Annotated in this window: 21 protein-coding genes and 1 other annotated feature; of the genes, 19 read left to right on the forward strand and 2 right to left on the reverse strand. The window is 49.1% G+C overall.

Annotation, left to right across the window (positions count from 1 at the left end):
• Positions 1–33: 33 nt before the first annotated feature.
• From HFE64_03010 to HFE64_03030, 5 genes are all read left to right on the forward strand, one after another.
• Complete coding sequence (locus HFE64_03010) at positions 34–1719, forward strand: phospho-sugar mutase (protein MCI8632437.1); 1686 nt, start codon at positions 34–36, stop codon at positions 1717–1719.
• Positions 1720–1833: 114 nt separating this feature from the next.
• Positions 1834–2262: a protease complex subunit PrcB family protein gene (locus tag HFE64_03015; GenBank protein MCI8632438.1), complete on the forward strand. Its 429-nt coding sequence runs from the start codon at positions 1834–1836 to the stop codon at positions 2260–2262.
• Positions 2263–2275: 13 nt separating this feature from the next.
• Positions 2276–3793 carry a DUF3794 domain-containing protein gene (locus HFE64_03020; protein MCI8632439.1) on the forward strand — a complete coding sequence of 506 codons (1518 nt, stop codon included), beginning with the start codon at positions 2276–2278 and terminating at the stop codon, positions 3791–3793.
• Between the two features lie 63 nt (positions 3794–3856).
• Entirely contained in the window at positions 3857–4753 is an 897-nt protein-coding gene (locus HFE64_03025) for a 4-(cytidine 5'-diphospho)-2-C-methyl-D-erythritol kinase (GenBank protein ID MCI8632440.1), read from the forward strand.
• A gap of 86 nt (positions 4754–4839) precedes the next feature.
• The gene (locus HFE64_03030) at positions 4840–6099 is read left to right on the forward strand and encodes a Glu/Leu/Phe/Val dehydrogenase (GenBank protein MCI8632441.1); all 1260 of its coding nucleotides are present in this window, start codon (positions 4840–4842) and stop codon (positions 6097–6099) included.
• Positions 6100–6164: 65 nt separating this feature from the next.
• On the opposite strand, the gene HFE64_03035 is transcribed toward HFE64_03030, so the two are convergent.
• Positions 6165–6647, reverse strand: a complete 483-nt coding sequence (locus HFE64_03035; GenBank protein MCI8632442.1) for a hypothetical protein — start codon at positions 6645–6647, stop codon at positions 6165–6167.
• Complete coding sequence (locus tag HFE64_03040) at positions 6631–7509, reverse strand: AraC family transcriptional regulator (GenBank protein MCI8632443.1); 879 nt, start codon at positions 7507–7509, stop codon at positions 6631–6633. Before HFE64_03040 ends, HFE64_03035 begins: the two co-directional genes overlap by 17 nt.
• Positions 7510–7918: 409 nt before the next feature.
• Here HFE64_03040 and spoIIR point away from each other — a divergent pair, with 409 nt between their 5' ends.
• From spoIIR to HFE64_03110, 14 genes are all read left to right on the forward strand, one after another.
• On the forward strand, positions 7919–8557 hold the full coding sequence (spoIIR, locus tag HFE64_03045; protein MCI8632444.1) for a stage II sporulation protein R: 639 nt from the start codon (positions 7919–7921) through the stop codon (positions 8555–8557).
• Positions 8558–8628: 71 nt separating this feature from the next.
• Positions 8629–10536 (forward strand): NAD(+) synthase, encoded by a 1908-nt coding sequence (locus HFE64_03050; GenBank protein ID MCI8632445.1) that lies wholly within the window; start codon positions 8629–8631, stop codon positions 10534–10536.
• 99 nt (positions 10537–10635) lie between these two features.
• Positions 10636–10890, forward strand: coding sequence for a sporulation transcriptional regulator SpoIIID (spoIIID, locus tag HFE64_03055; GenBank protein ID MCI8632446.1), 255 nt, complete (start codon positions 10636–10638; stop codon positions 10888–10890).
• Positions 10891–10959: 69 nt separating this feature from the next.
• Positions 10960–11949: a rod shape-determining protein gene (locus tag HFE64_03060; GenBank protein ID MCI8632447.1), complete on the forward strand. Its 990-nt coding sequence runs from the start codon at positions 10960–10962 to the stop codon at positions 11947–11949.
• Positions 11950–12027: 78 nt separating this feature from the next.
• Complete coding sequence (locus HFE64_03065; protein ID MCI8632448.1) at positions 12028–14298, forward strand: ATP-dependent RecD-like DNA helicase; 2271 nt, start codon at positions 12028–12030, stop codon at positions 14296–14298.
• Positions 14299–14360: 62 nt separating this feature from the next.
• On the forward strand, positions 14361–14966 hold the full coding sequence (locus tag HFE64_03070) for a ComF family protein (GenBank protein MCI8632449.1): 606 nt from the start codon (positions 14361–14363) through the stop codon (positions 14964–14966).
• A 114-nt stretch (positions 14967–15080) separates the two neighbouring features.
• The gene (gene rpmG, locus HFE64_03075) at positions 15081–15230 is read left to right on the forward strand and encodes a 50S ribosomal protein L33 (GenBank protein ID MCI8632450.1); all 150 of its coding nucleotides are present in this window, start codon (positions 15081–15083) and stop codon (positions 15228–15230) included.
• A 40-nt stretch (positions 15231–15270) separates the two neighbouring features.
• Entirely contained in the window at positions 15271–15450 is a 180-nt protein-coding gene (secE, locus tag HFE64_03080; GenBank protein MCI8632451.1) for a preprotein translocase subunit SecE, read from the forward strand.
• Positions 15451–15470: 20 nt separating this feature from the next.
• Entirely contained in the window at positions 15471–15989 is a 519-nt protein-coding gene (gene nusG, locus HFE64_03085; protein MCI8632452.1) for a transcription termination/antitermination protein NusG, read from the forward strand.
• A 49-nt stretch (positions 15990–16038) separates the two neighbouring features.
• Entirely contained in the window at positions 16039–16464 is a 426-nt protein-coding gene (gene rplK / locus HFE64_03090) for a 50S ribosomal protein L11 (protein ID MCI8632453.1), read from the forward strand.
• A gap of 132 nt (positions 16465–16596) precedes the next feature.
• Positions 16597–17292 carry a 50S ribosomal protein L1 gene (gene rplA / locus HFE64_03095; GenBank protein MCI8632454.1) on the forward strand — a complete coding sequence of 232 codons (696 nt, stop codon included), beginning with the start codon at positions 16597–16599 and terminating at the stop codon, positions 17290–17292.
• An 82-nt stretch (positions 17293–17374) separates the two neighbouring features.
• Positions 17375–17518 (forward strand) — a sequence feature (ribosomal protein L10 leader region).
• A 54-nt stretch (positions 17519–17572) separates the two neighbouring features.
• A complete protein-coding gene (locus tag HFE64_03100; GenBank protein ID MCI8632455.1) occupies positions 17573–18091 on the forward strand; it encodes a 50S ribosomal protein L10 in 519 nt (172 codons plus the stop codon).
• Positions 18092–18149: 58 nt separating this feature from the next.
• Positions 18150–18521 (forward strand): 50S ribosomal protein L7/L12, encoded by a 372-nt coding sequence (rplL, locus tag HFE64_03105; GenBank protein MCI8632456.1) that lies wholly within the window; start codon positions 18150–18152, stop codon positions 18519–18521.
• Between the two features lie 290 nt (positions 18522–18811).
• Positions 18812–22687, forward strand: coding sequence for a DNA-directed RNA polymerase subunit beta (locus HFE64_03110; protein MCI8632457.1), 3876 nt, complete (start codon positions 18812–18814; stop codon positions 22685–22687).
• Positions 22688–22695 lie beyond the last annotated feature (8 nt).

A 22695-nucleotide genomic window follows, 5' to 3' on the forward strand; every position in this document is an offset into this window, starting at 1 on the left:
TTTAGCATATGACTACTTTAAGGAGGAATGAAGATGTCAGGGTACAAGGAGCGATATCAGCAGTGGCTTTCCAGCAGCGCTATCGATGAGGCCACAAAGGAAGAGCTTAGATCCATTGCCAATGATGAAAAAGAGATTGAAGAGCGTTTTTATCAGGATCTGGAGTTTGGTACCGGAGGGCTTCGTGGTGTAATTGCCGCCGGAACCAATCGTATGAATGTTTATACGGTGCGCAGAGCAACGCAGGGGCTGATCAATTATCTGATGTTAAAAGACCCCGGTGCAAAAGAAAAAGGAATTGCTATTGCCTATGATTCGCGTCATATGTCAGATGTATTTGCCAGAGAAACAGCTGCCGTTGCAAACGGAAACGGCATGAAGGCTTATGTATTTGAATCGCTGCGTCCAACACCGGAGTTATCCTATGCCATTCGTACACTGGGCTGCAAAAGCGGCGTTGTGATCACGGCCAGTCATAATCCTTCAAAATATAATGGCTATAAAGCCTATTGGGAGGATGGCTGTCAGATTCCGCCTCCAATGGACAGCGAAGTGATCGACGAAGTAAATCGGGTCGATCTTTTTGAGGGCGTAAAAGTGATGCCGCGTGCGCAGGCGGAAAAAGAAGGACTCTATATTGAGCTTGGCGAGGAGATGGACCAGCGCTTTATTGAGCAGGTTAAAAGCATGGTCATTGACAAGGAAGCGGTTGCGCAGTATGGAAAGGATCTGAAGATTATTTATACGCCGCTGCATGGTACAGGGCGCATGCCAGTGATGCGGGCGCTTACAGAAAGTGGTTTTTCTCAGGTCCATCTGGTGCAGGCGCAGGCAGAGCCGGACGGTGATTTTCCAACGGCGCCTTATCCGAATCCAGAAGATCCTGCTGTCTTTAAGCCGGCGATTGCCATGGCGGATGAAATCAATGCTGATATTTTAATTGCCACCGATCCAGATGCAGACCGGATGGGCGTGATGGTTAAGACGAAAGAGGGATATCGTCATTTTAGCGGAAACATGACAGGTGTGCTGCTGCTGTCCTATATTCTGGAGGCGCGCAAAAAAACGCATACGCTGCCAGAGGATGGATTCGTAGTCAAAACGATTGTATCTACGGAAATGGCACGTGCAATTGCGCAGAATTACGGCGTAGAAGCCAGAGAAGTGCTGACAGGCTTTAAGTTTATCGGTCAGCAGATTTTAGAATCAGAGCAAACAGGAAAGGGACAGTATCTGTTTGGGTTTGAAGAAAGCTTTGGTTATCTGTGCGGCACGTATGCAAGGGATAAGGATTCTGTCAGCGCAGCACTGCTGATCAGCGAAATGGCAGCCATTTATAAAGCCAAAGGAATGACGCTGGTTGATGCGCTGGAGGAGCTCTATAAAAAATACGGATACTATAAGGAAACTTTGGTTTCGCTTACCTTTGAAGGACTCGAAGGAATCGAAAAGATCCGCTCTATTATGGAAGAGATGCGCCAGAATCCTAAAGACAGCTATGGCGGCCTGAAGGTTCTGGAGATCAAAGACTACTCCAAGGGCATTGATGGACTGCCTAAGAGCAATGTGCTGCGATTCTTGCTAGAAAAGAATAGCTGGTTCTGTGTACGTCCATCAGGGACGGAGCCCAAAGTCAAATTTTACTTTGGCGTTAAGGGACTTGATGCTGCCCATGCACAAGAGCTGGTCGAAAAACTGCAAAAGGATGTTACGCCCTAAGCGGTGGCGTATGAATGGATACATCTCCAAGGAATTTACCTTGGGGATGTATTTTTTTGTGTGCAGATGAATATGATGAAGTAAAACCGCGAAGCGGTAAAGGAGAGACGGCTTATGAGTCAGAAGAAAAGCTTCTGGGTTTTTTTATTGCTGAGTGTCTGCATTTTGCTGACAGCCTGCGGCAAAAAGGAAGAACCGGTTCGCAGCTATGAAAATGCGCAAGATATTGCCTATGAAATTGTGACCGGCTCTGATGTGCCGCATAAGGTCAATGAAAAAATCTACAAAGCAAAAGAGAAGGGCTTTGGCTTTGCGTATCGCGACGGTGAAACCATGTATACGATTTTTGGTTTTGGAAAGCAAAATACAGGCGGGTACAGCATACAGGTGCTGGCAGTCAAGGAAACCGATGCCGCGGTTGTCATCGAAGCAAAGCTGGTAGCGCCGGAGGCAGAAGAAGTCATATCCACGTCGCCATCTTATCCATATATGATCTTAAAAATGACCAATGTGGAGAAAGATGTTCAATTCTTATTACATTAAGGGGGATCCTACAATGGCAGATTTATTAAGAGAAACATACAGCAGTGCGTCTATGTGTCCGCCGCAGCTGCTGCAGGTACCGGTTAAGGGCGATGTGATCGTTCCGGATACGAAACCGGATGCAGATAAGATTCTGCAAACAAGCGTGCGCTACATGCCTGCGGATGCTGCTTTGGAGCATCGCAAGGTCAGAGTACAGGGCGAATTGGAATTTACGGTTTTATATCTGAGTCAGGAGGAAATGCCGGCGCTGCGGAGCCTGACCAGTGTACTCCCGGTAGAAGAAGAGATTAACTTAGACGGGATCATGGAAGAGGACGATAGGGTGCGCTTTCAGATTGCTTATACGCCTGAGAACATTCGCAGCACACTTTTAAATGGCCGTAAATTAAGTCTTAGCGCACTGTTAGAGATCGAGGTGCAGGTCACAAAATATGAAGACACAGCTGTGATCATGGATGTAGCCGGAGAGGAAAATCTGGTGCTCAATCGCATTCAGAAGCCAGTAAGCCGTCTGGTAGGAGATAAAGAGGAAAAGCTGATTGTAAGAGAAAGTGAGGCGGTCAAGGACGGAAGCCCCAATATTCAGGAAATTCTGTGGTGGGATGCCTCCATTCGGAATAGGAGCTGCCGCCTGCTGGAGGATAAGGTACAGGTAAAGGGAGAAATTGCCGTCAGCGTATTATATCAAACGGAAAACGGCGTGCAGTTTTTTGATTACAGCACAGATTTTGCCGGCCTGCTGGAAGTGAGCGGCTGTAGGGAGGATATGGAAGCGGCTTTGCAGATGGAGATCGTAAAGGGGTTTGTACATGCGGATGCCGACGCAGATGGAGAACAGAGGGTTCTGCAGATGGAAATGATTGTATCCTGCAGAGTGCGTGTCTGTGAAGAGCAGATGTGCGAGCTGGTTGTAGATGCCTACGATACGAAGCAGGATGTTTTACTGGAGAAGCCGCTGCGGTTCATGCAGCATCAGATCTATCGTGATCAGCTGCGCGCGGATGTAGCAGAAACGCTGGAGATTCCGGAAAATATGCCCATGGCCCTGCAGGTGTTCTATACAACGGCGAGGGTAAAGGTAGATGATTATGTGATAGAGGATGGTAAACTGCAGATCGAGGGTGTACTCTATGTAACCGTCTTTTGCCTGACAGCGGACGACAGAAGCCCTGTTATCTCCTTTACGCAGCCCGTCCCCTTTGAAAAATCAACAGCGGTTTCCGGCGCTGAGCCGGGACAAAATGTAGAGATTGTTCCCTATTTGGAGAGCGTCCGTTCAGAGCTTAGAAATGAAAAGAAGCTGGATATGAAGGCATCGCTGGCCCTAGAAGTGAGCATTGTAGCAGAGGAGCGCCAGGAGGTGCTCACGGAGCTGCTTCTTCAGGAAGGAGAGGTGGAGGAGCTGCCGGCGATGGCATTATATTATCTGCAGCCCGGAGAAACGGTCTGGGATGTTGGCAAAAGATACCGCGTGCTGCCGGATTGTATGGAGAAGATGGGCGAGTCGGTTGTAATGGTTGTTCGCTGAGGTTGAAATTTTAGCCAGATGATGTATAATAGGCCTATCATACTATGATAGGAGGTTATGCAAATGCGTGAGTGGAATGTGCGGCAGAGGGCATACGGCAAGATCAACCTGGCGCTTAATGTAGGGGAGACCCGGCCGGATGGCTTTCATGAAGTAGCGATGATCATGCAGCATGTTAGCATCTGGGATGAAATTACGCTGATCAGACGGGATGATACAGAAATCACGCTGGAGTGTAACCTGCCTTTTCTGGGAGCGAATGAAAAAAATATTGCCTATCGCATGGCGCTGCTGATGCAGAAGCGCTATGGTCTGGGAGGCTTTCATGTTCGATTGTTTAAAAAGATCCCCATTGCCGCCGGAATGGCCGGCGGCAGTGCGGATGCCGCCGCCGTGATCAAGGCTGTTAATCGCTTGTTTGGGCTGGAGCTCTCGATGGATGAGATGATGAGACTGGGGACAGAGCTGGGATCTGATATTCCGTTTTGCCTGCTGGGAGGGACATGCCTGGCAACCGGACGAGGTGAGAGACTGGAGAGGATTGCACCGATGCGGGAGACGCATGTGGCATTGGTAAAGCCTAATTTTGGCATTTCTACGCCATGGTCCTATGCGCAGGTCGATGTTTATAAGGCGGCGCACGGAGAAACGGTGAAGGCAGATATACCGGCTATGGTGCAGGCCATAGAGAGAGGAGCACTGCCGCAGATTTGCGCCCATATGGCGAATCAGCTGGAACCGGCAGCCATAGAGGCGTATCCGGTAATTGGAGAAATCAAGCAGGATTTGATGGGGCTTGGTGCGGCGGGCGCCATGATGACGGGAAGCGGGCCTACGGTGTTTGGCCTGTTTGAAAGGTATGAAGCGGCGAGGGAGGCAGTGCGGCGCTGCAAGATGCGCTATCCGTGGAAATATCAGGTGATGTACTGCCGAATTGAAAGTTTTAAAAAACCATATTGATTTTTACTATAGAAAAATAGTAAAATAGAGGCAATACCCTCAATGATGAGGTTACAATTTTATATAAACTTAGGAGGAAGAGTCCCATGGACAAAGTCTACAACCCATATCAGAATATGCTGAATGTGTTAGAATGTGCCGCGCAGAAGCTGGAGCTTGATCAAAGCGATTATGAAGAGCTCAAATATCCGGAGAGAGAATTAAAGGTTTCCGTACCGGTACAGATGGACGATGGAAGTATTCGAGTTTTTGAAGGCTTCCGTGTGCAGCATTCAAGCTCCCGAGGACCGTGTAAGGGTGGCATCCGCTATCATCAGAATGTAGATGAAAGCGAAGTGAAGGCGCTGGCCGCGTGGATGAGTATTAAGTGCGCGATTGCGGATATCCCGTACGGCGGAGCCAAGGGCGGTATTTGTGTGGATCCTGCGACCTTGTCCAGAGGTGAGCTGGAGCGTTTGACGCGCCGTTATACGGCTATGATCGCGCCAATCATTGGAGTAGATCGGGATATTCCTGCGCCGGATGTGAATACAAACGGTGAGATCATGGGCTGGATTATGGATACCTATTCTGCGCTGAAGGGCTGCTATACGCCTGGCGTTGTGACGGGCAAGCCGATGGAGCTGGGCGGCAGCCTGGGCCGGCCGGAGGCAACAGGGCGCGGTGTTATGATCTGTGCAAAGGAAGCGGTAAAGCGCAGAGGCATGCAGATCGCAGGCAGCAAGGTGGCGGTGCAGGGAGCCGGTAACGTAGGCTTTACAGCAGCGCAGCTGATGGCGGCGGAGGGCTTTACGATTGTAGCGCTAAGCGATGTGTCCGGCGGTATTTATAAGCAGAGCGGCCTGGATGTTGAAAAGATCGGGCAGTATTTAAGTCAGAAGGGCAATCTTCTGAAGGACTATCAGGAAGAGGGACTTTCGTATATTACGAATGAAGAGCTCCTTACCTGTGAGTGTGATATTTTGGTGCCGGCTGCGCTGGAAAATCAGATTACAGCGGGCAATGCTCAGCAGGTTCAGGCCAAGCTGATTATTGAGGGCGCTAACGGGCCGACAACCAATGAGGCTGATGATATCTTAGAGAAACGCGGCATTACGGTGGTACCGGATGTGCTTGCCAATGGCGGCGGCGTAATTGTTTCCTATTTTGAGTGGGTGCAGAATCGTGAGATGCTGGCCTGGGATTTACAGACGGTGAATCAGAAGCTGCAGGATAAAATGCTGCTTGCCTTTGACAATGTCTGGCAAATGGCGGAGAATAAAAAGAGCTCGCTGCGTCAGGGTGCGTACATGGTAGCGCTGCAGAGACTGGTGGCCGCCAGAAAGCTGAGAGGGACATTTTTATAAGATAGTGCTTAATAAAGTAGAGAGCGCTGCTTAATCACATGAATGATTAAGCAGCGCTCCTTGTTTTATTCATAATCGGCAGCTGACTGCAATTCTTTCTCTAAAAATTGCTTTATATACGGATTATTTTCCTCACTTAAGGTAGGCTGAAACGCCATATACCGGCATTTCTGATACCGCTCGCCATCTAGTACAAAGGTATATCCCATCATACATTTAGGATTACAGTCGTTGGGGTCAATGAGCCGTTTGCAGACGGATGCTTTTTTGATTTCCTTTTTTATATTTTCGGGCAATGTGGACAGAAAGCTCTGATATTCCTGTATATGTTCGGGATAGATGCGAAGCCTCATCCCCGTTTTTCGGGATATAAAGGTTGCCAAAGTCCTTTTGGTGCTGCTGAGTACGTAAGACGTAACATAGCCGCTTTTTTGCAGTTTTATATCACATTTGCAGCCATTTTCTGTCAGATATTTATTAATCTGGCTGACAAAGCTACGGAAATGTTCTTCAACCGTTTCTATAAAGGCATTAAATTTGTCGTTCATGAGCTTCTTTGTTATCCTTTCTCTTTATCACTGGGATCCATACCTCATATTGTGCGTTTCGCGGATCTGGATTTAAGTAAACCTCAATATCGGGTGCATTGGCATATTCATATCCAGAGGTCGGAAGCCATTCTGTTATGATCCGCTGCTCTAGCTCCTGGATGGATTGATTTATGCCTGTTCCGGAAAAGACTGCCCATGTAGAGGCAGGAATGGTATACTCTTCAAACTCGACGCTTGTTTTTGTACTGGAAACAGCAATAAAGTATTTCCATTGCTCTTCATCGTTGCAGGCACTCACGCCTAAAAGCCCGATTAGCGGTGTATCCATCAGCCCTGCCAATTTTTCTATTGTTCCATTTGCAGATGCCTCCTGCCACATCTTAGGCATGGCCATAAAGTTATTTTCAATTTGCTTATCTAACGGCGCAGATACGCCAATGATGGGGAAGGCTTCTTTGGTTTCGATCCTATAATTTAATTCGGTTGCTCCCTTTATAGCAATTTTAAATACAATAGGAGAAAAAGACTTTACGGATACACCTTTTTCTTTCACAGATGAGGGGGCGATCCCGTGAAAAGATTGGAATGCCCTGTTAAATGCAGTCGGCGACTGGTAGCCATATTTCTCTGCAATATCAATAATCCGTTTGTCGCCGGTCTGTAAGTCTACTGCCGCTAAAGACATTTTTCTTCTTCGGATATACTCTGCCAAGGGAATGCCTGCCATATAAGTAAACATTCTTTGATAGTGATAGGCGGAGCAGCAGGCAATCCGCCCAAGCTGTTCATAGTCAATTTTATCTGTCAAATGCTCCTCAATATAATTTATGCTTTGATTTAATCTCTCAACCCATTCCATGAGGTACCTCCCTGCTACTGTGTTTTGTTTTTATTATAAGACTTATTCTTAAGCGTTTCCTCTCTATCTTTGCACAAAAAAGAGAGGCGATCGTATGGGGCCGCGTTATCACTTTATTTTAAACTGGAATCTAACGTACTTTTTTCTGATTTTGCACGTTAAGCATGGATGATAGCTTCAAATTTAACAGGGAAAACCACCGTTAAATTTAAAAGCATAAGCTTAGTATAACATACAAAACAGGAGAAAAGTACGTTAAAAGTGAGAAAATTGAATCGTAATAACGCTGCTTCAGCGGAGCAAGTCTCAATGACTGCCTCCTTTAAAAAGAAATTTTAAAATAACCTGTATAAAGGCGCTGCAAGCTGGGAATCTTTTCCGTATCGTCTGATGGAAAAGGAGAAGAGCAATGAAAGTACAGATAAAAGAATGGATGCAGAAAATAGAAAATAAAGTCTTTCTGGCCGCCATGGTCATAGGGACGGTTATCACGGTTTTGATTGTTTCGCTGTATACGCTTGCCGGACAGGAGGAAAAGCTGCTGGCAGAGAATTTTTTTCGCTTCCATGTACTGGCAAACAGCGATAGCGAAGAGGATCAGGCACTCAAGCTGCAGGTCAGAGATGCAGTCATCGCCTACTTGGAGCCTCAGCTGAGGGAGTCCTCTACGCGGGATGAGACCAAGCAGTATATATTAAAGCACCTTGCACAGATTACGGATGTGGCCGGCCGCACGGTGCGGCAGGCCGGCAGTGATCAGAGCGTCCAGGTGCTGGTGGGCGTGTCTGAATTTCCTACGAAAAGCTATGGCGCCGTCACTTTGCCGGCTGGCCGGTATGAGGCGCTGCGGATTGAGCTGGGAGAGGCGCAGGGGCACAATTGGTGGTGCGTGATGTTTCCCAGTCTGTGCTTTGTAGAGGAGACGGAGCCGGAGGAGATGGAGGAGGATTTGGAGCAGAAGCTTCCGCAGGAGCAGAATGAACTGATCCATGAACCAAGGCAGTTTAAATTTAAGCTGCTGGAATGGTACCATCAGCTGTTTGGCTGACTTGTATTTGGGGCTGAAATGTGATATAACTTTAGCAATACTGAATATCGATGGAGGCTGGGTGTGATCAGATGAAGGATGGATTTGTGAAGGTGGCGGCTGCTACTCCGGAGCTTGTAGTGGCAGATCCGAAATATAACTGTGAGAAAATGATGGAGATCGTGCGGGAGGCGGCGCAGCAGGAGGTACAGGTGCTGGTGCTGCCGGAGCTGGCAGTGACGGGCTATACCTGCGGTGATCTTTTTCTGCAGGAAAGCCTGCTGGCAGCGGCAGAAAAAGAGCTGATCAAGCTGGCGCAGGCAGTGGGCTCAATGCTGGTGATTGTGGGAGTGCCGGTTCGATACAAGAATAAGCTGTATAACTGTGCGGCCGTACTGAATCAGGGGCATGTGATCGGGATGGTGCCTAAGCGCAGTCTGCCGAATTATAGTGAGTTTTATGAGCGGCGGCATTTTGAGCCGGGCTTTTATGAGCCGCAGAGGCTGATGCTGGGTGATCAGGAGATCTGGATGGGCATGCAGCTGCTTTTTGCCTGCGGTCAGATGAAGGAGCTTGTGGTGGCGGCGGAGATCTGTGAGGATCTGTGGGTGGCCAGCCCTCCGTCTAACCAGCATGCGCTGGCAGGAGCGACGCTTGTGGTCAATCCTTCAGCCAGTGATGAGATCATCGGTAAGGAGGGGTATCGCCGGCAGCTGGTCAGTGCGCAGTCGGGCAGGCTTTACTGCGGCTACATCTATGCGGATGCTGGTGAAGGGGAGTCTACCACCGATATGGTGTATGCGGGGCATAATCTGATTGCAGAAAACGGCAGCATCCTGGTGGAGAGCTCGCTTTTTAGCCATGGAATGATCGTAACGGAGCTGGACATGCAGAGGATTGCCTATGAGCGGCGTAAGTCAACGACCTATCCGGCCGTGCAGGATGAGGGGTATAGGACGATTCCCTTTGAGCTTTGTCCGCGCAGGACAAGGCTGACAAGGCCGGTGGAGGCCAATCCGTTTGTACCGGCAGATCGCAGCGACCGGATGCAGCGCTGTGAGAGCATTTTGGCAATGCAGATTTCAGGCCTTAGAAAACGAGTAGAGCATGCGCATGCTAAATCGCTGGTGATTGGTATCTCCGGAGGGCTGGATTCTACGCTGGCGCTGCTGGTGGCAGCCGGAGCGATGGACCGCCTTGGGCGGAGCCGGACGGATATCATCGGTGTTACAATGCCCTGCTTTGGCACGACGAAGCGGACAAAGAGCAATGCGGAGCTTTTATGCCAGCGAATGGGAATTACGCTGCGGTGCGTGGATATTGCAGCGGCAGTGCAGCGGCATTTTGAGGATATTGGCCATGATCCGGCGGTGCTGGATGTGACATATGAAAACTGTCAGGCCAGGGAGCGTACGCAGGTGCTGATGGATATTGCCAACCAGACAGGCGGTCTGGTCGTAGGCACAGGAGATCTGTCGGAGCTGGCGCTGGGATGGGCCACCTACAATGGCGATCATATGTCAATGTATGGTGTGAATGCTTCTATCCCGAAGACGCTGGTGCGTCATATTATCTCGGCATTTGCCGAGCATGCGGAGGATCCGCAGATGAAGGCGGTGCTGCGGGATATTCTGGATACGCCGGTGAGCCCGGAGCTGCTTCCGGCTAAGAACGGGGAGATCGCGCAGAAGACAGAAGAAATCGTGGGTCCCTATGAGCTGCATGATTTTATTCTGTATTATGTGCTGCGGTTTGGCTTTGCGCCGGCGAAGATTGACCGCTTGGCGCAGAGGGCGTTTGAGGGCATATATGAAAAGGCGGTGATCCGCAAATGGCTGCGGGGATTTTACTATCGCTTCTTCCAGCAGCAGTTTAAACGGTCCTGCTTACCGGACGGTCCTAAGGTGGGCAGCGTCACGCTTTCGCCGCGAGGCGACTGGAGAATGCCAAGCGACGCCAGTGCGGCTGTGTGGATGGCGGAGATCGAAACGCTTCAATAAAAAGTTTGTGATGCCCTGACGGGTAAATTCATCGGGAAGATGACTAGTTCCTTCAGTTGATGCATACATTGTAAAAAACAATGTTTCTGGAGGGGCATCTTGAAGGACTATATTGAAGAGAGGGCCATCGAAGTCGGACTGTTTGTGGTAGAACACGGCGCAACTGTGCGGCAGACGGCGCAGCATTTTGGAATCAGCAAAAGTACGGTGCATAAGGATATTACGGCGCGTCTTGTGCACATAAAGCCGGAGCTGGCAAGCCGCGCAAAGGCGGTGCTGCAGATCAATAAGGCGGAGCGCCATATACGGGGCGGTCTGGCGACAAAAGAGAAATACAGGCATGAGGCGTATTGACATTTAAAGAACGCTATTTTATAATAAATTTGTTGTAGATAACGAAGAGAGGAAAGTGGGCAGGAAGGCATGTTTTCAACGAGTATTGGGATTGATTTGGGCACGTCCACTGTGCTGGTATATGTAAGAGGAAAAGGAATTATTTTGAGAGAGCCTTCGGTGGTCGCCATCCGCAGGGAAGAGCAGACCCGCATCGAGGCAGTAGGGCAGGCGGCCTATGAGATGCTGGGCCGAACACCCAAAACGCTGCATACCATCCGTCCATTAAGCGGAGGAGTCATCTCCAATTATCAATACACGGAGAAAATGCTGAAATACTTTGTGCAAAGAACGATTGGAAAACGCCTTGTTAAGCCGGTGGTGGCTGTGTGCATCCCCTGCAAGGTGACGGAGGTGGAGCGAAAGGCGTTTACCGATGCCTGTTATCAGGTGGGAGCCAGAAGCGTACATATGATTGAAGAGCCTATTGCGGCGGCGATGGGGGCTGGACTGGATATATCGAGGCCGAATGGCTGTATGATCATTGATATAGGCGGGGGCACGGCTGATATTGCTGTGATTTCTCTGGGCGGCATTGTCGTCAGCACTTCCGTTAAGGTGGCGGGTGATGATTTTGACGAGGCGATTATCCGGCATATCAAGAAAAAATATAACCTGCTGATCGGCGAACGGACAGCGGAAAATATTAAGATTCAGATCGGAACCGTAAGTGAAAATGAGGACGAGGTCGTGATGGAGGTTAAAGGCCGGCATATGATTACAGGCCTGCCGGTGAGCGTCATGGTTTCGAGCTACGATGTGCGGGAGGCGCTGCAGGAGTCCGTCAGGACCTTGGTGGAAGCAGTGCATGGCATTTTAGAGCAAACGCCGCCGGAGCTGGCCGCTGACATCTATGAACACGGCATTGTGATGACGGGCGGAGGCAGCCTGCTGCGCGGAATCGATGAAATGATCAGCCGGGAGACGCAGATGAATGTTTTTGTAGCGGATGATGCGATTTCCTGTGTGGCCATCGGTACAGGACGATATGTAGAGCAGCTGGCCGAAAAAAGAAAATGATGCAAAACGGCGTGTCAAAGCGCCGTTTTATTGTCTGTGAATATCAAAAGAGAAACTGGAGGAAGCAGCGTGCAGGAGTTGGCGGGACAGGAGCAGATTGCAGGCTATGTCATTGAATGCATCTTTGAAAATGCCGATACGGGTTACAAGGTGCTGGAGGTAGAATCCGATGACGGCCTGCAGCTCATGACGGTGGTGGGCATCATGCCCGATTTGCAGGTCGGAGAGCGCATCGAGGCCAGCGGACACTGGAAAGAGCATAATACTTACGGAGAGCAATTTGAGGTTGCTTCTTTTTTGCGCGCACTTCCAAAGGACCGCGAGGCCATGGAGCGATATCTGGCCTCCGGCGTGATCAAGGGCGTGGGCGCCGCGCTGGCGCATCGGATCGTAGAGCATTTTGGGGATGATACCTTTAAGCGCATCGAAGCGGAGCCGGAGCGCCTGGCCGAGATTAAAGGAATCAGCAGTGCAAAAGCCTGCGAGATCGGCGAGCAGTTTGCGGCGCAGCGAGCGGCCAGAGAGGCCATGGTGTTTTTGCAGGGGTTGGGCCTGACGCCCACAATGGCCATGCGGGTTTATAAGGAATTTGGCGAAAAAACCGTCTCCCTTCTCAGCAGCAATCCCTATGCGATGGCAGAGCGGGTACAAGGAATCGGATTTCGGCGGGCCGATGAGATCGCCCGGCAGATGGGCATCCCCGAGGAATCACCAGGACGGATCCGCGGTGCCATCCGTTTTGTGCTGCAAAATGCCGCAGGAGAAGGACACACCTATCTGCCGCAGGATAAGCTGCAGGATGAAGTGTACCGTCTGATCGGCATCGAAGGCATCCCAGTCGAAAACGGCATTACCGAATCAGTCCTTGAAGGACAGCTGGTACAAAAAAGAGAGCAGGAGCAGGAGCGCGTCTATCTAAAGAGCTATTATCAGGCCGAAGCGGGCGTGGCCCGCAAATTGACGGAGCTTTCGCTTTTTCAGCGTAGCCTAGAAGCGGAGAAGTACCGGGCGAGGCTGCAGGCAGTTGAAGAAAAACAGCATATAGAGCTCTCGGAGGAGCAGCGGGAGGCTGTATTGGCCGGCCTGCAGCAGGGGGTACTCATCATTACGGGAGGCCCTGGAACCGGGAAAACGACGATCATCAATGCACTTCTGGAGCTGCTGGACGAGGATCATCAAAAATATTTGCTGGCTGCGCCTACTGGCCGTGCGGCTAAAAGAATGACAGAGGCCACGGGCCGTGAGGCCAAAACGATTCACCGGCTGCTGGAGATTCAGTTTGGGCTTGCGGAGGATAGCGGAAGGCAGATTTTTCAGAGAGATGCAGAGCATCCTCTGGAAGCGGATGTGATTATTTTAGATGAGGTGTCCATGATCGATGTCAGCCTTATGCACCATCTGTTAAAGGCAGTGATGCCGGGAAGCCGTCTGATTCTGGCGGGAGATCAGGATCAGCTGCCCTCGGTGGGAGCCGGCAATGTGCTGAAAGATATGATTCAAAGCGGCGCAGTGGCGGTTCGCAAGCTGACCAAGATCTACCGGCAGGCAGCGATGAGCGATATTGTAGTCGGGGCGCACCGGATCAATCAAGGGGAATACCCTGTATTTAATCAAAAAAATACGGATTTCTTTTTTATGAAGAGAAGGGTTAAAGAAGATGTAATCCGGACTATGATTGAAGTTATTTTAAAAAGAATGCCTAAGTTTGCTAAATGCTCGCCTGTGGATGATATTCAGGTGCTTACGCCGATGAAGCGCGGTTTTCTTGGTGTGGAAAATCTGAATCCGCGCCTGCAGGAGGCATTAAACCCCCGTTCAGCAAAAAAAGCAGAGCTTGAATTCCGGGATATGGTTTTTCGCGAGGGCGATAAAGTCATGCAGATCAAAAATAATTATAATATGGCCTGGAAGGTGCTCAATCGCTATGGATATCCGCTGGAAGAAGGAGACGGCGTGTTTAATGGCGACGTAGGAAGGATTAAGCAGATTAATCCGAAAGCGCGGACGCTGACGGTGCTGTTTGATGACAAGCGCCAGGTGGAGTATGACTATATGGAGCTGGAGGAACTGGAGCTGGCATATGCGATCACGATCCATAAATCACAGGGCACAGAGAGCCCGGTGATCATTCTTCCCCTGCATAGTGGTCCGGATATCCTGCTGAGCCGCAATCTGTTGTATACAGCTGTCACCAGAGCCAAGCGCTATGCGGTGATTATTGGCGATGAGGCAGTGGTACACAAAATGGTGGATAATGACCGGCAGGCGGTGCGGTATTCTTCTCTGGGCGTACGTCTCAGGGAGCTGGCTGCTCTGGCCGAGGGAATAGAAGAAAGGAGCGAGAGCTGATTTTTTCAAGCTGCATTTTAGATCTGCTGTTTCCGCCGCGCTGCATTTTATGCAGGCAGCTATTGGACCGAAAAGAGGAGAAGCAAAGGGAAAGTGCCCTTTGCAGCCTCTGCCGGTGGCAGGATTATCAAAATCCGCAGGCAGAAGGGCCAGAGGGGCGCTGTGCATTATTGTATGAGGAGAGGCTCAGAGAAGCGATCCGGCAGTTAAAATATGAAGGAAAGAAAGCATATGGAGCCTACTTTGCCAGATGGATGCTGGAGGAGGGCGGAAGCTGGGCGGCAGAGCAGGGCTTCGACCGGATGACGGCCGTGCCGCTGGCAAGAAGCCGCATGCGCCTGCGCGGATACAATCAGGCAGAGGTGATTGCCAGAGAGCTTTCCCGGCTGTGCCGGGTGCCTTATGAGGAGCTTCTGGAGAGGCGCCGCGAGACGGAGGCGCAAAGCGCGCTGGGGGCGGCGATGCGAGGGCATAATATGGAGGGTGTATTTGCGGTAAGGCCTGGCAGCAGGACGCCTAGGCATATTTGCTTGGTGGATGATATTTATACAACCGGCAGCACGGTGAGAGCCTGCCGGGAAGCGCTTGAGCAGGCATGGCCGGAGGTGCGCGTGACGTATTGGGTGCTGGCGGGACGGATTTCGTCAAATTTTTCAGATAGCGCTTGACAGGCGGGGGCTAATGTGCTAAACTCAAAAAGCTAACTAGTTTGGGTTCTTTTTTTTTGCATGAATTTAAGAATCCGGCTCAGCGAAGAAACAAAACCAATGGAGGTGGAAGTCGTGCGAACCAGAGTAACATTAGAGTGCACAGAGTGTAAACAGCGGAATTACAACACGTCGAAAGACAAAAAGAAACACCCCGATAGGATGGAAACCAAGAAGTATTGTCGTTTCTGTCAGCGGCACACCCTTCACAAGGAGACCAAATAAGCCGAGGGAGAGATTGCTCCCGCGATGAGGAGGCGAAGCAATGTTTAGTTTTAAAGAACTAAAAAGCGAATTTAAGAGAATTACCTGGCCTGGCAAGAAAGAGATTGCGCAAAAGACAGGGATCACTCTGCTTGTATGTGCTATCATGTCGATCATCATCGGTATCTATGATTTGTTCTTTAATTGGATTATGCGAAAATTGGAAGATATTTTCCTATAAGATGAAGAGGATGAGTTTTCATGGCAGAAGAAGCTAAATGGTATGTAGTCCACACGTATTCCGGATACGAAAATAAAGTGAAGGAAAGCATTGAAAAGACTGTCGGCAACCGCAATATGCAGGAGCAGATCTTTGAGGTGCAGGTTCCGTTAGAGGACAGCGTGGAGGAGAAAAACGGCAAGCAGGTCGTTGTGCAAAGGAAGGTTTTTCCCGGATATGTTCTGATCAATATGATTATGAATGATGACACCTGGTATGTCGTTCGCAATACCCGTGGTGTTACCGGTTTTGTAGGTCCCGGATCTAAGCCGGTGGCTCTTTCAGAAGAAGAGGTGCGAAAGCTGGGAATCAGCTCTGCTCAGTATAAAATTGACGTAGAGATCGGAGAGAGCGTTCAGGTGATGAATGGTCCCTTCGAGGGTTCCGTCGGTGAGATCAAGGAGATCCGTCAGGACGAGGGTCTGGTTGTGGTCGACCTTTCTATCTTTGGAAGAGAGACACCCGTAGAGCTTAGCTTCGAGCATATCAAGAAAATCTAAGTGGAATCCATGAGATTCTGTTTTTATCACAATGGAGGTGTAAAGTCAAATGGCTAAGAAGATTTCAGGTTATATTAAGCTGCAGATTCCCGCAGGTAAAGCTACTCCTGCTCCTCCGGTTGGCCCTGCACTGGGTCAGCATGGTGTGAACATTCAGGCTTTTACAAAGGAATTTAATGCAAGAACCGCAAATGACGCAGGAATGATTATTCCTGTTGTGATCACAGTGTATCAGGACAAGAGTTTTACATTTGTAACCAAAACTCCCCCTGCTGCAATTTTGATTAAAAAGGCTTGCGGTATCCAGTCCGGCTCCGGCAACCCGAAGAAAACCAAGGTTGCTTCTTTGAAGAAGGAGCAGGTAGAGGAAATTGCGAAGCTGAAAATGAGAGATTTAAATGCTGCTAGTGTTGAGACGGCTGTTAAGATGATTGCCGGTACGGCCCGCAGCATGGGTATTACAGTAGAAGAATAAGCGCTGCTTATCCGTTTTGGCTTCGGCACCGCTGGCCGGAGACGAAACTTCTCTTCAACACTGCGTTGAAGCTGTGCGTGATTCATTGTGGGAGGGTTACTCCCCCGCTAAAACCACAAGGAGGTTTACAAGATGAAAAGAGGAAAGAAATATTTAGAAGCTGTTAAGAAGTACGATAGAGCTGCTCAATACAGCCCGGCTGAGGCTATTGCCAATGTACTGGCTATGGCTCCTGCAAAATTTGACGAGACCGTGGAAGCTCACATTCGGCTTGGTGTAGACGGACGTCATGCAGATCAGCAGGTGCGTGGTGCGGTAGTGCTTCCGCATGGTACCGGCAAGACTGTACGTGTTTTAGTATTTGCTAAAGGCGATAAGGCAAAAGAGGCTGAGGCAGCTGGTGCGGACTATGTGGGCGCAGAGGATATGGTTTCCAAAATCCAGAGTGAAAACTGGTTTGAATTTGATGTCGTTGTGGCAACGCCCGATATGATGGGATTGGTTGGCCGTTTGGGACGTGTGCTGGGACCGAAGGGTTTGATGCCCAACCCCAAATCCGGAACTGTAACGCCGGATGTGGCCAGAGCCATTGCAGATATCAAAGCTGGTAAGGTAGAGTATCGTTTAGATAAGACCAATATCATTCATGTTAGCTTTGGAAAGGTATCCTTTGGCCAGGATAAGCTGGTAGAGAATTTCCACACTTTGATTGGTGCTATTATAAAGGCAAGACCTGCTGCGGCAAAGGGTCAGTATATCCGCAGCCTGACTCTGAGCTCCACGATGGGCCCAGGAGTTAAGATCAGTCCTGTGCGCGCCGAGGAGTAAGAAGAAGTCGGCAGCCATAGGAAATGTGGCTTGACAAGTCAATATAAGTTTGTTATAATCGTTCTCGTTGATTGCAAAATCAACAGGATTGATTATATAACCGGAGACAGCAGGTGGCGCTAGCCGTAACATGAATGGGCCTGCCGAGGTATCAAAATCAGATCTTGATAGAGATGATCCAAAACCCCGTCCCCGGTTACCGGGAGCGGGGTTTTCTATATCCTACGGATGATGAACCGATTTTCCGGTAGCACAAAATCTAATAGGAGGTAAAGATAAAGTGGCTAAGATTGAAGCAAAACAGGTTGTTGTTGATGAGATTAAGAGCAAGCTGGAAAAAGCAGAAGGCGTAGTGCTGGTAAGCTCCCGCGGCTTAACCGTTGCACAGGACACTGAGATGCGTAAAGCGCTGCGTGAAGCTGGTGTGGACTACAAGGTATATAAAAACACCATGGTGAACTTTGCTATCAAAGGTACAGCCTTTGAGGCGCTGGCACCTCATCTGGAAGGGCCTACCGCTGTTGCGATCAGCTATGATGATGCGACGGCAGGCGCACGTGAGCTGGATTCTTTTGTTGCCAAGTTCGAGCCCCTGCAGTTCAAGGGCGGTGTTGTAGCTGGCGAATACTATGATGAGAAGGCGATTGAAAAGGTTGCTAAGATTCCTTCCAAAAACGAGTTGCTTTCCAGATTGCTTGGAAGCTTTAAGTCTCCGATGTCTTCCCTTGCTCGTGTGGTTAACGAGATTGCAAAGAAAAACGGAGGCACAGCAGAGGCTGCAACAGAAGCTGCTGAATAAAACGTAAAACGTTTAAAGAAAGTTAAAACTTAATAAAATTTTATGGAGGTTTTTAAAAATGGCTAAACTTAGCGTACAAGAGATTATCGATGCTCTGAAAGAGCTTTCCGTTATGGAGCTGAACGAGCTGGTTACCGCATGTGAAGAAGAATTCGGCGTATCCGCTGCTGCAGGTGTGATGGTTGCTGCAGGTCCGGCTGCTGCTGCTGAAGAGGAGAAGACTGAGTTTGATGTTGAGCTGACCGATGCAGGCGCTCAGAAGATCAAAGTCATCAAAGTTGTTCGTGAGATCACCGGTCTGGGCCTGAAAGAGGCTAAGGAACTGGTTGAGTCCGCTCCCAAAGTACTGAAGGAAGGCGCTAGCAAGGAAGATGCAGAAGCTCTGAAGAAACAGCTGGAAGAAGTTGGCGCAAAGATTACCTTAAAATAATCTTAATCCGAAAATCTAATCTAATGATAAAAATGAATTCCGATGAAGCTGCAGCAGCAGTTTCTCGGAATTTATTTTTATATAAATGCTTGACATGGCTTGACTTGTGTGGTAGTATTGTAAATTGCATTATATTGCGATTTTATGCTCATACGCAGCGTGATGGCAGAAGCTTGCATAATTCTTATTCAAGTTTGTTCCATCATGCTGTCATTAAAGCTGTTTGTGTCGGAAAACAGGCAGCTTTAGAGCAAAGCAAGATAAATCTAGTCAAGGGGTGAAACGCATTTATGGAAAAAAACCGTATCCATCCACAACCGTATGGAGACCGTGTGAGAATGTCCTTTGCCAGAGAGAAGGAAGTTCTGCAGATGCCCAATTTGTTGGACGTGCAGAAGGATTCTTATCAGCAGTTTATCAGCGAAGGCCTAAAAGAGGTATTCGAGGATATCAATCCGATCACGGACTTTGGCGGCAATTTGTCTTTGGAATTTATTGATTTTAATTTAAATTCCGAACCCAAATATACGATACAAGAAGCAAAAGAACGGGATGCTACTTATTCAGCACCTTTAAAGGTGACGGTTCGTTTGACCAATGAAGAGACAAAGGAAAAGCAAGAGCACGAGATCTTTATGGGCGACTTTCCGCTTATGACAGAAACGGGCACCTTTGTTTTGAATGGTGCTGAGCGTGTAATTGTCAGTCAATTAGTGCGTTCCCCTGGCATTTACTATGCAAAATCAATTGATAAAACAGGAAAGCCCTTGTTTTCGGCAACGGTAATTCCCAATCGCGGCGCATGGCTTGAATATGAGACGGACTCTAACGATATTTTTCATGTGCGTGTTGACCGTACCCGAAAAATTCCGGTAACAGTGCTGATTCGTGCGCTGGGCGTAGGGACGGATGCGGAGATCATGGAGCTTTTTGGTGAAAATCCAAAGCTATTGGCTACGATTGAACGGGATAATGCTAAAAGCGTAGAAGAGGGCTTGATTGAGATTTACAAAAGAATTCGTCCCGGAGAGCCTCCTACTGTAGAAAGCTCTAAGAGTCTTTTGTATTCTATGTTTTATGATGATAAGCGTTACAATCTGGCACATGTGGGCCGGTATAAGTTTAATAAAAAGTTAGCGTTTCGCAATCGTATAGCAGGCCTTGCGTTAGCAGAAGCAGTGGTAGACCATTCTACCGGAGAAGTGCTGGCAGAAGAGGGGACTGTTTTAACGAGGGATCTGTGCCAGCAGATTCAAAATGCCGGCGTCTCCTATGTGTGGGTGCAGAAGGATGACCAGAAGGTTAAGGTATTAAGCAATTTAGCTGTGGATATCCATGCCCATTTGGACATTTCAGAAGAAAAGCTGCATGAGTGCGGTATTACGGAGGATGTTTTCTATCCAGTGCTGGAAGAAATTCTGGAAAAGGATTTAGAGGGAGAAGAGTTGTGGGAGATGCTCAAAAAGCGTTCCTATGATTTGGTTCCTCGTCATATTACCTTTGAGGATATTATGGCATCCATCAACTATAATCTGAATCTGGAATATGAGATCGGCAACGTAGATGATATCGACCATTTAGGAAACAGACGGATCCGCTGCGTAGGAGAATTGCTGCAGAATCAGTTCCGGATTGGTCTGGCCCGTTTAGAGCGTGTCGTACGTGAGCGTATGACGACACAGGATCTGGAAGAGGTCACTCCTCAGAGCTTGATCAATATCCGTCCTGTAACCGCAGCGATCAAAGAGTTTTTTGGCAGTTCACAGCTTTCACAGTTTATGGATCAAAACAATCCGTTAGCAGAGCTTACGCATAAACGGCGTCTGTCCGCACTGGGTCCGGGCGGTCTGTCGCGTGACCGGGCAGGCTTTGAAGTGCGTGATGTACATCATTCGCACTATGGACGCATGTGTCCGATTGAGACTCCTGAGGGTCCCAATATCGGTCTGATCAACTCTCTGGCCACGTATGCGCGGATCAATCGGTACGGATTTATCGAAACGCCCTATCGAATTATCGACAAATCCTCGGGAACGCCTGTTGTGACAAACGAGGTTCGCTATATCACGGCGGATGAAGAGGAAAATTATAAAATTGCACAGGCAAATGAGAAGCTGGACGATCAGGGGCATTTCATGCGCGATCGTATCACCGGTCGTTTTAGAGATGATAATATCGAAATGGATGCCAACGAAATTGATATGATGGACGTATCACCTCGTCAGGTATTTTCGGTGGCGGCTTCTTTGGTTCCTTTTGTGGAAAATGATGAGGCTTCTCGTGCCCTTATGGGATCCAACATGCAGCGCCAGGCCGTGCCGCTTCTCGTTACGGAATCGCCGGTCGTAGGCACTGGTATGGAATATAAAACAGCGATGGATTCGGGTTCTTGCGTCATTGCCAGAGAAGACGGTATGGTAGAAGAGGTTTCCTCAGACCGTATCGTTGTACGTAAGGATGACGGCAATATTGATGAGTATGATCTGCTTAAGTTCCAGCGTCAGAATCAGAGTACCTGCTTCAACCAGCGTCCCATTGTGGATAAAGGAGAGCGCATCAAGGCTGGTCAGGCCATCGCAGACGGTCCTTCCACAGAAGAGGGAGAGCTGTCGCTGGGTAAAAATGCACTGATTGGCTTTATGAACTGGGAAGGCTATAACTATGAGGATGCGGTTCTGCTGAGTGAACGTCTGGTGGCAGAGGATGTATATACCTCCGTGCATATTGAGGAGTACGAGACCGAAGCGCGGGATACGAAGCTGGGACCGGAAGAAATTACAAGAGACATCCCCAATGTGGGTGACGATGCACTTAAGGATCTGGATGAACGTGGCATTATCCGTATTGGAGCCGAGGTACATGCAGGTGACATTTTAGTTGGTAAGGTAACGCCTAAAGGCGAAACAGAGCTCACGGCTGAAGAAAGACTGCTGCGTGCCATTTTCGGAGAAAAGGCCCGCGAGGTACGGGATACTTCTCTGCGCGTACCGCATGGAGAAGAGGGTATTATCGTTGACGTAAAAACCTTTACTCGTGAGAACGGAGATGAAATGTCGCCGGGCGTGAACGAAACCGTACGCGTATATATCGCTCATAAGCGTAAGATATCCGTTGGTGATAAGATGGCTGGCCGCCATGGTAACAAAGGTGTTGTTTCCCGGGTGCTGCCGGTAGAGGATATGCCGTTCCTGCCCAATGGCCGTCCGCTTGATATCGTGCTGAATCCGCTGGGTATTCCAAGCCGTATGAATATCGGACAGGTTTTAGAGGTTCATATGGGTCTCGCCTGCAAAGCGCTTGGATTCAAGATTGCCACTCCCATTTTCGACGGCGCCAGCGAGATGGATATCATGGATATGCTGGAACTGGCAAATGACTATGTCAATACTGAATGGGAAGAGTTCCAGACTAAGTATCAGGATACGCTTGATCCTGAGATTATGAAATATCTGGAAGAGAATCTGGATCATAGAGCAGAATGGGCCGGCGTGCCGATCAGCCGCAATGGCAAATTGCCGCTGCGCGACGGACGTACAGGAGAACAGTTTGATAATCATGTAACCGTTGGCTATATGTATTATCTGAAGCTGCATCATCTGGTAGATGATAAGATCCATGCTCGTTCTACAGGTCCTTATTCTCTGGTGACACAGCAGCCGCTGGGAGGTAAGGCGCAGTTTGGCGGTCAGCGTTTTGGAGAAATGGAAGTGTGGGCGCTGGAGGCTTATGGCGCTGCCTATACGCTGCAGGAGATTTTGACTGTCAAATCAGATGATATCGTAGGTCGTGTAAAGACCTATGAAGCCATTGTAAAGGGTGAAAATATTCCCGAGCCGGGCGTTCCGGAATCCTTTAAGGTGCTGCTCAAGGAGCTGCAGTCTCTTGGTCTGGACATTCGTGTGCTTACAGAGGATGCACAGGAAGTAGAGATTCACGAGGATCTGGGCGACGAAGGAGAAGGCGTTGATGTAAATATGGAGGGCCGCGAGGATATCCAGACGGGCTCTGTGTATTATGAAGATCAGCCGCCGATGGAAGAAGAGCTGATTGATACAGACGAAGAAAATGAAGAAGATTTGGATTTCGAGCCGGATCTTGAGGCAGGCGGTTATACAGTGGCCGATATTGATACTTTAGATGATCCTATGTTTAGCGAAGACCTATAAGAAGGGGG

The sequence above is a fragment of the Lachnospiraceae bacterium genome, from assembly GCA_022794035.1.
In the GTDB taxonomy this organism is placed as follows: Bacteria; Bacillota; Clostridia; order Lachnospirales; family Bianqueaceae; genus CALWPV01.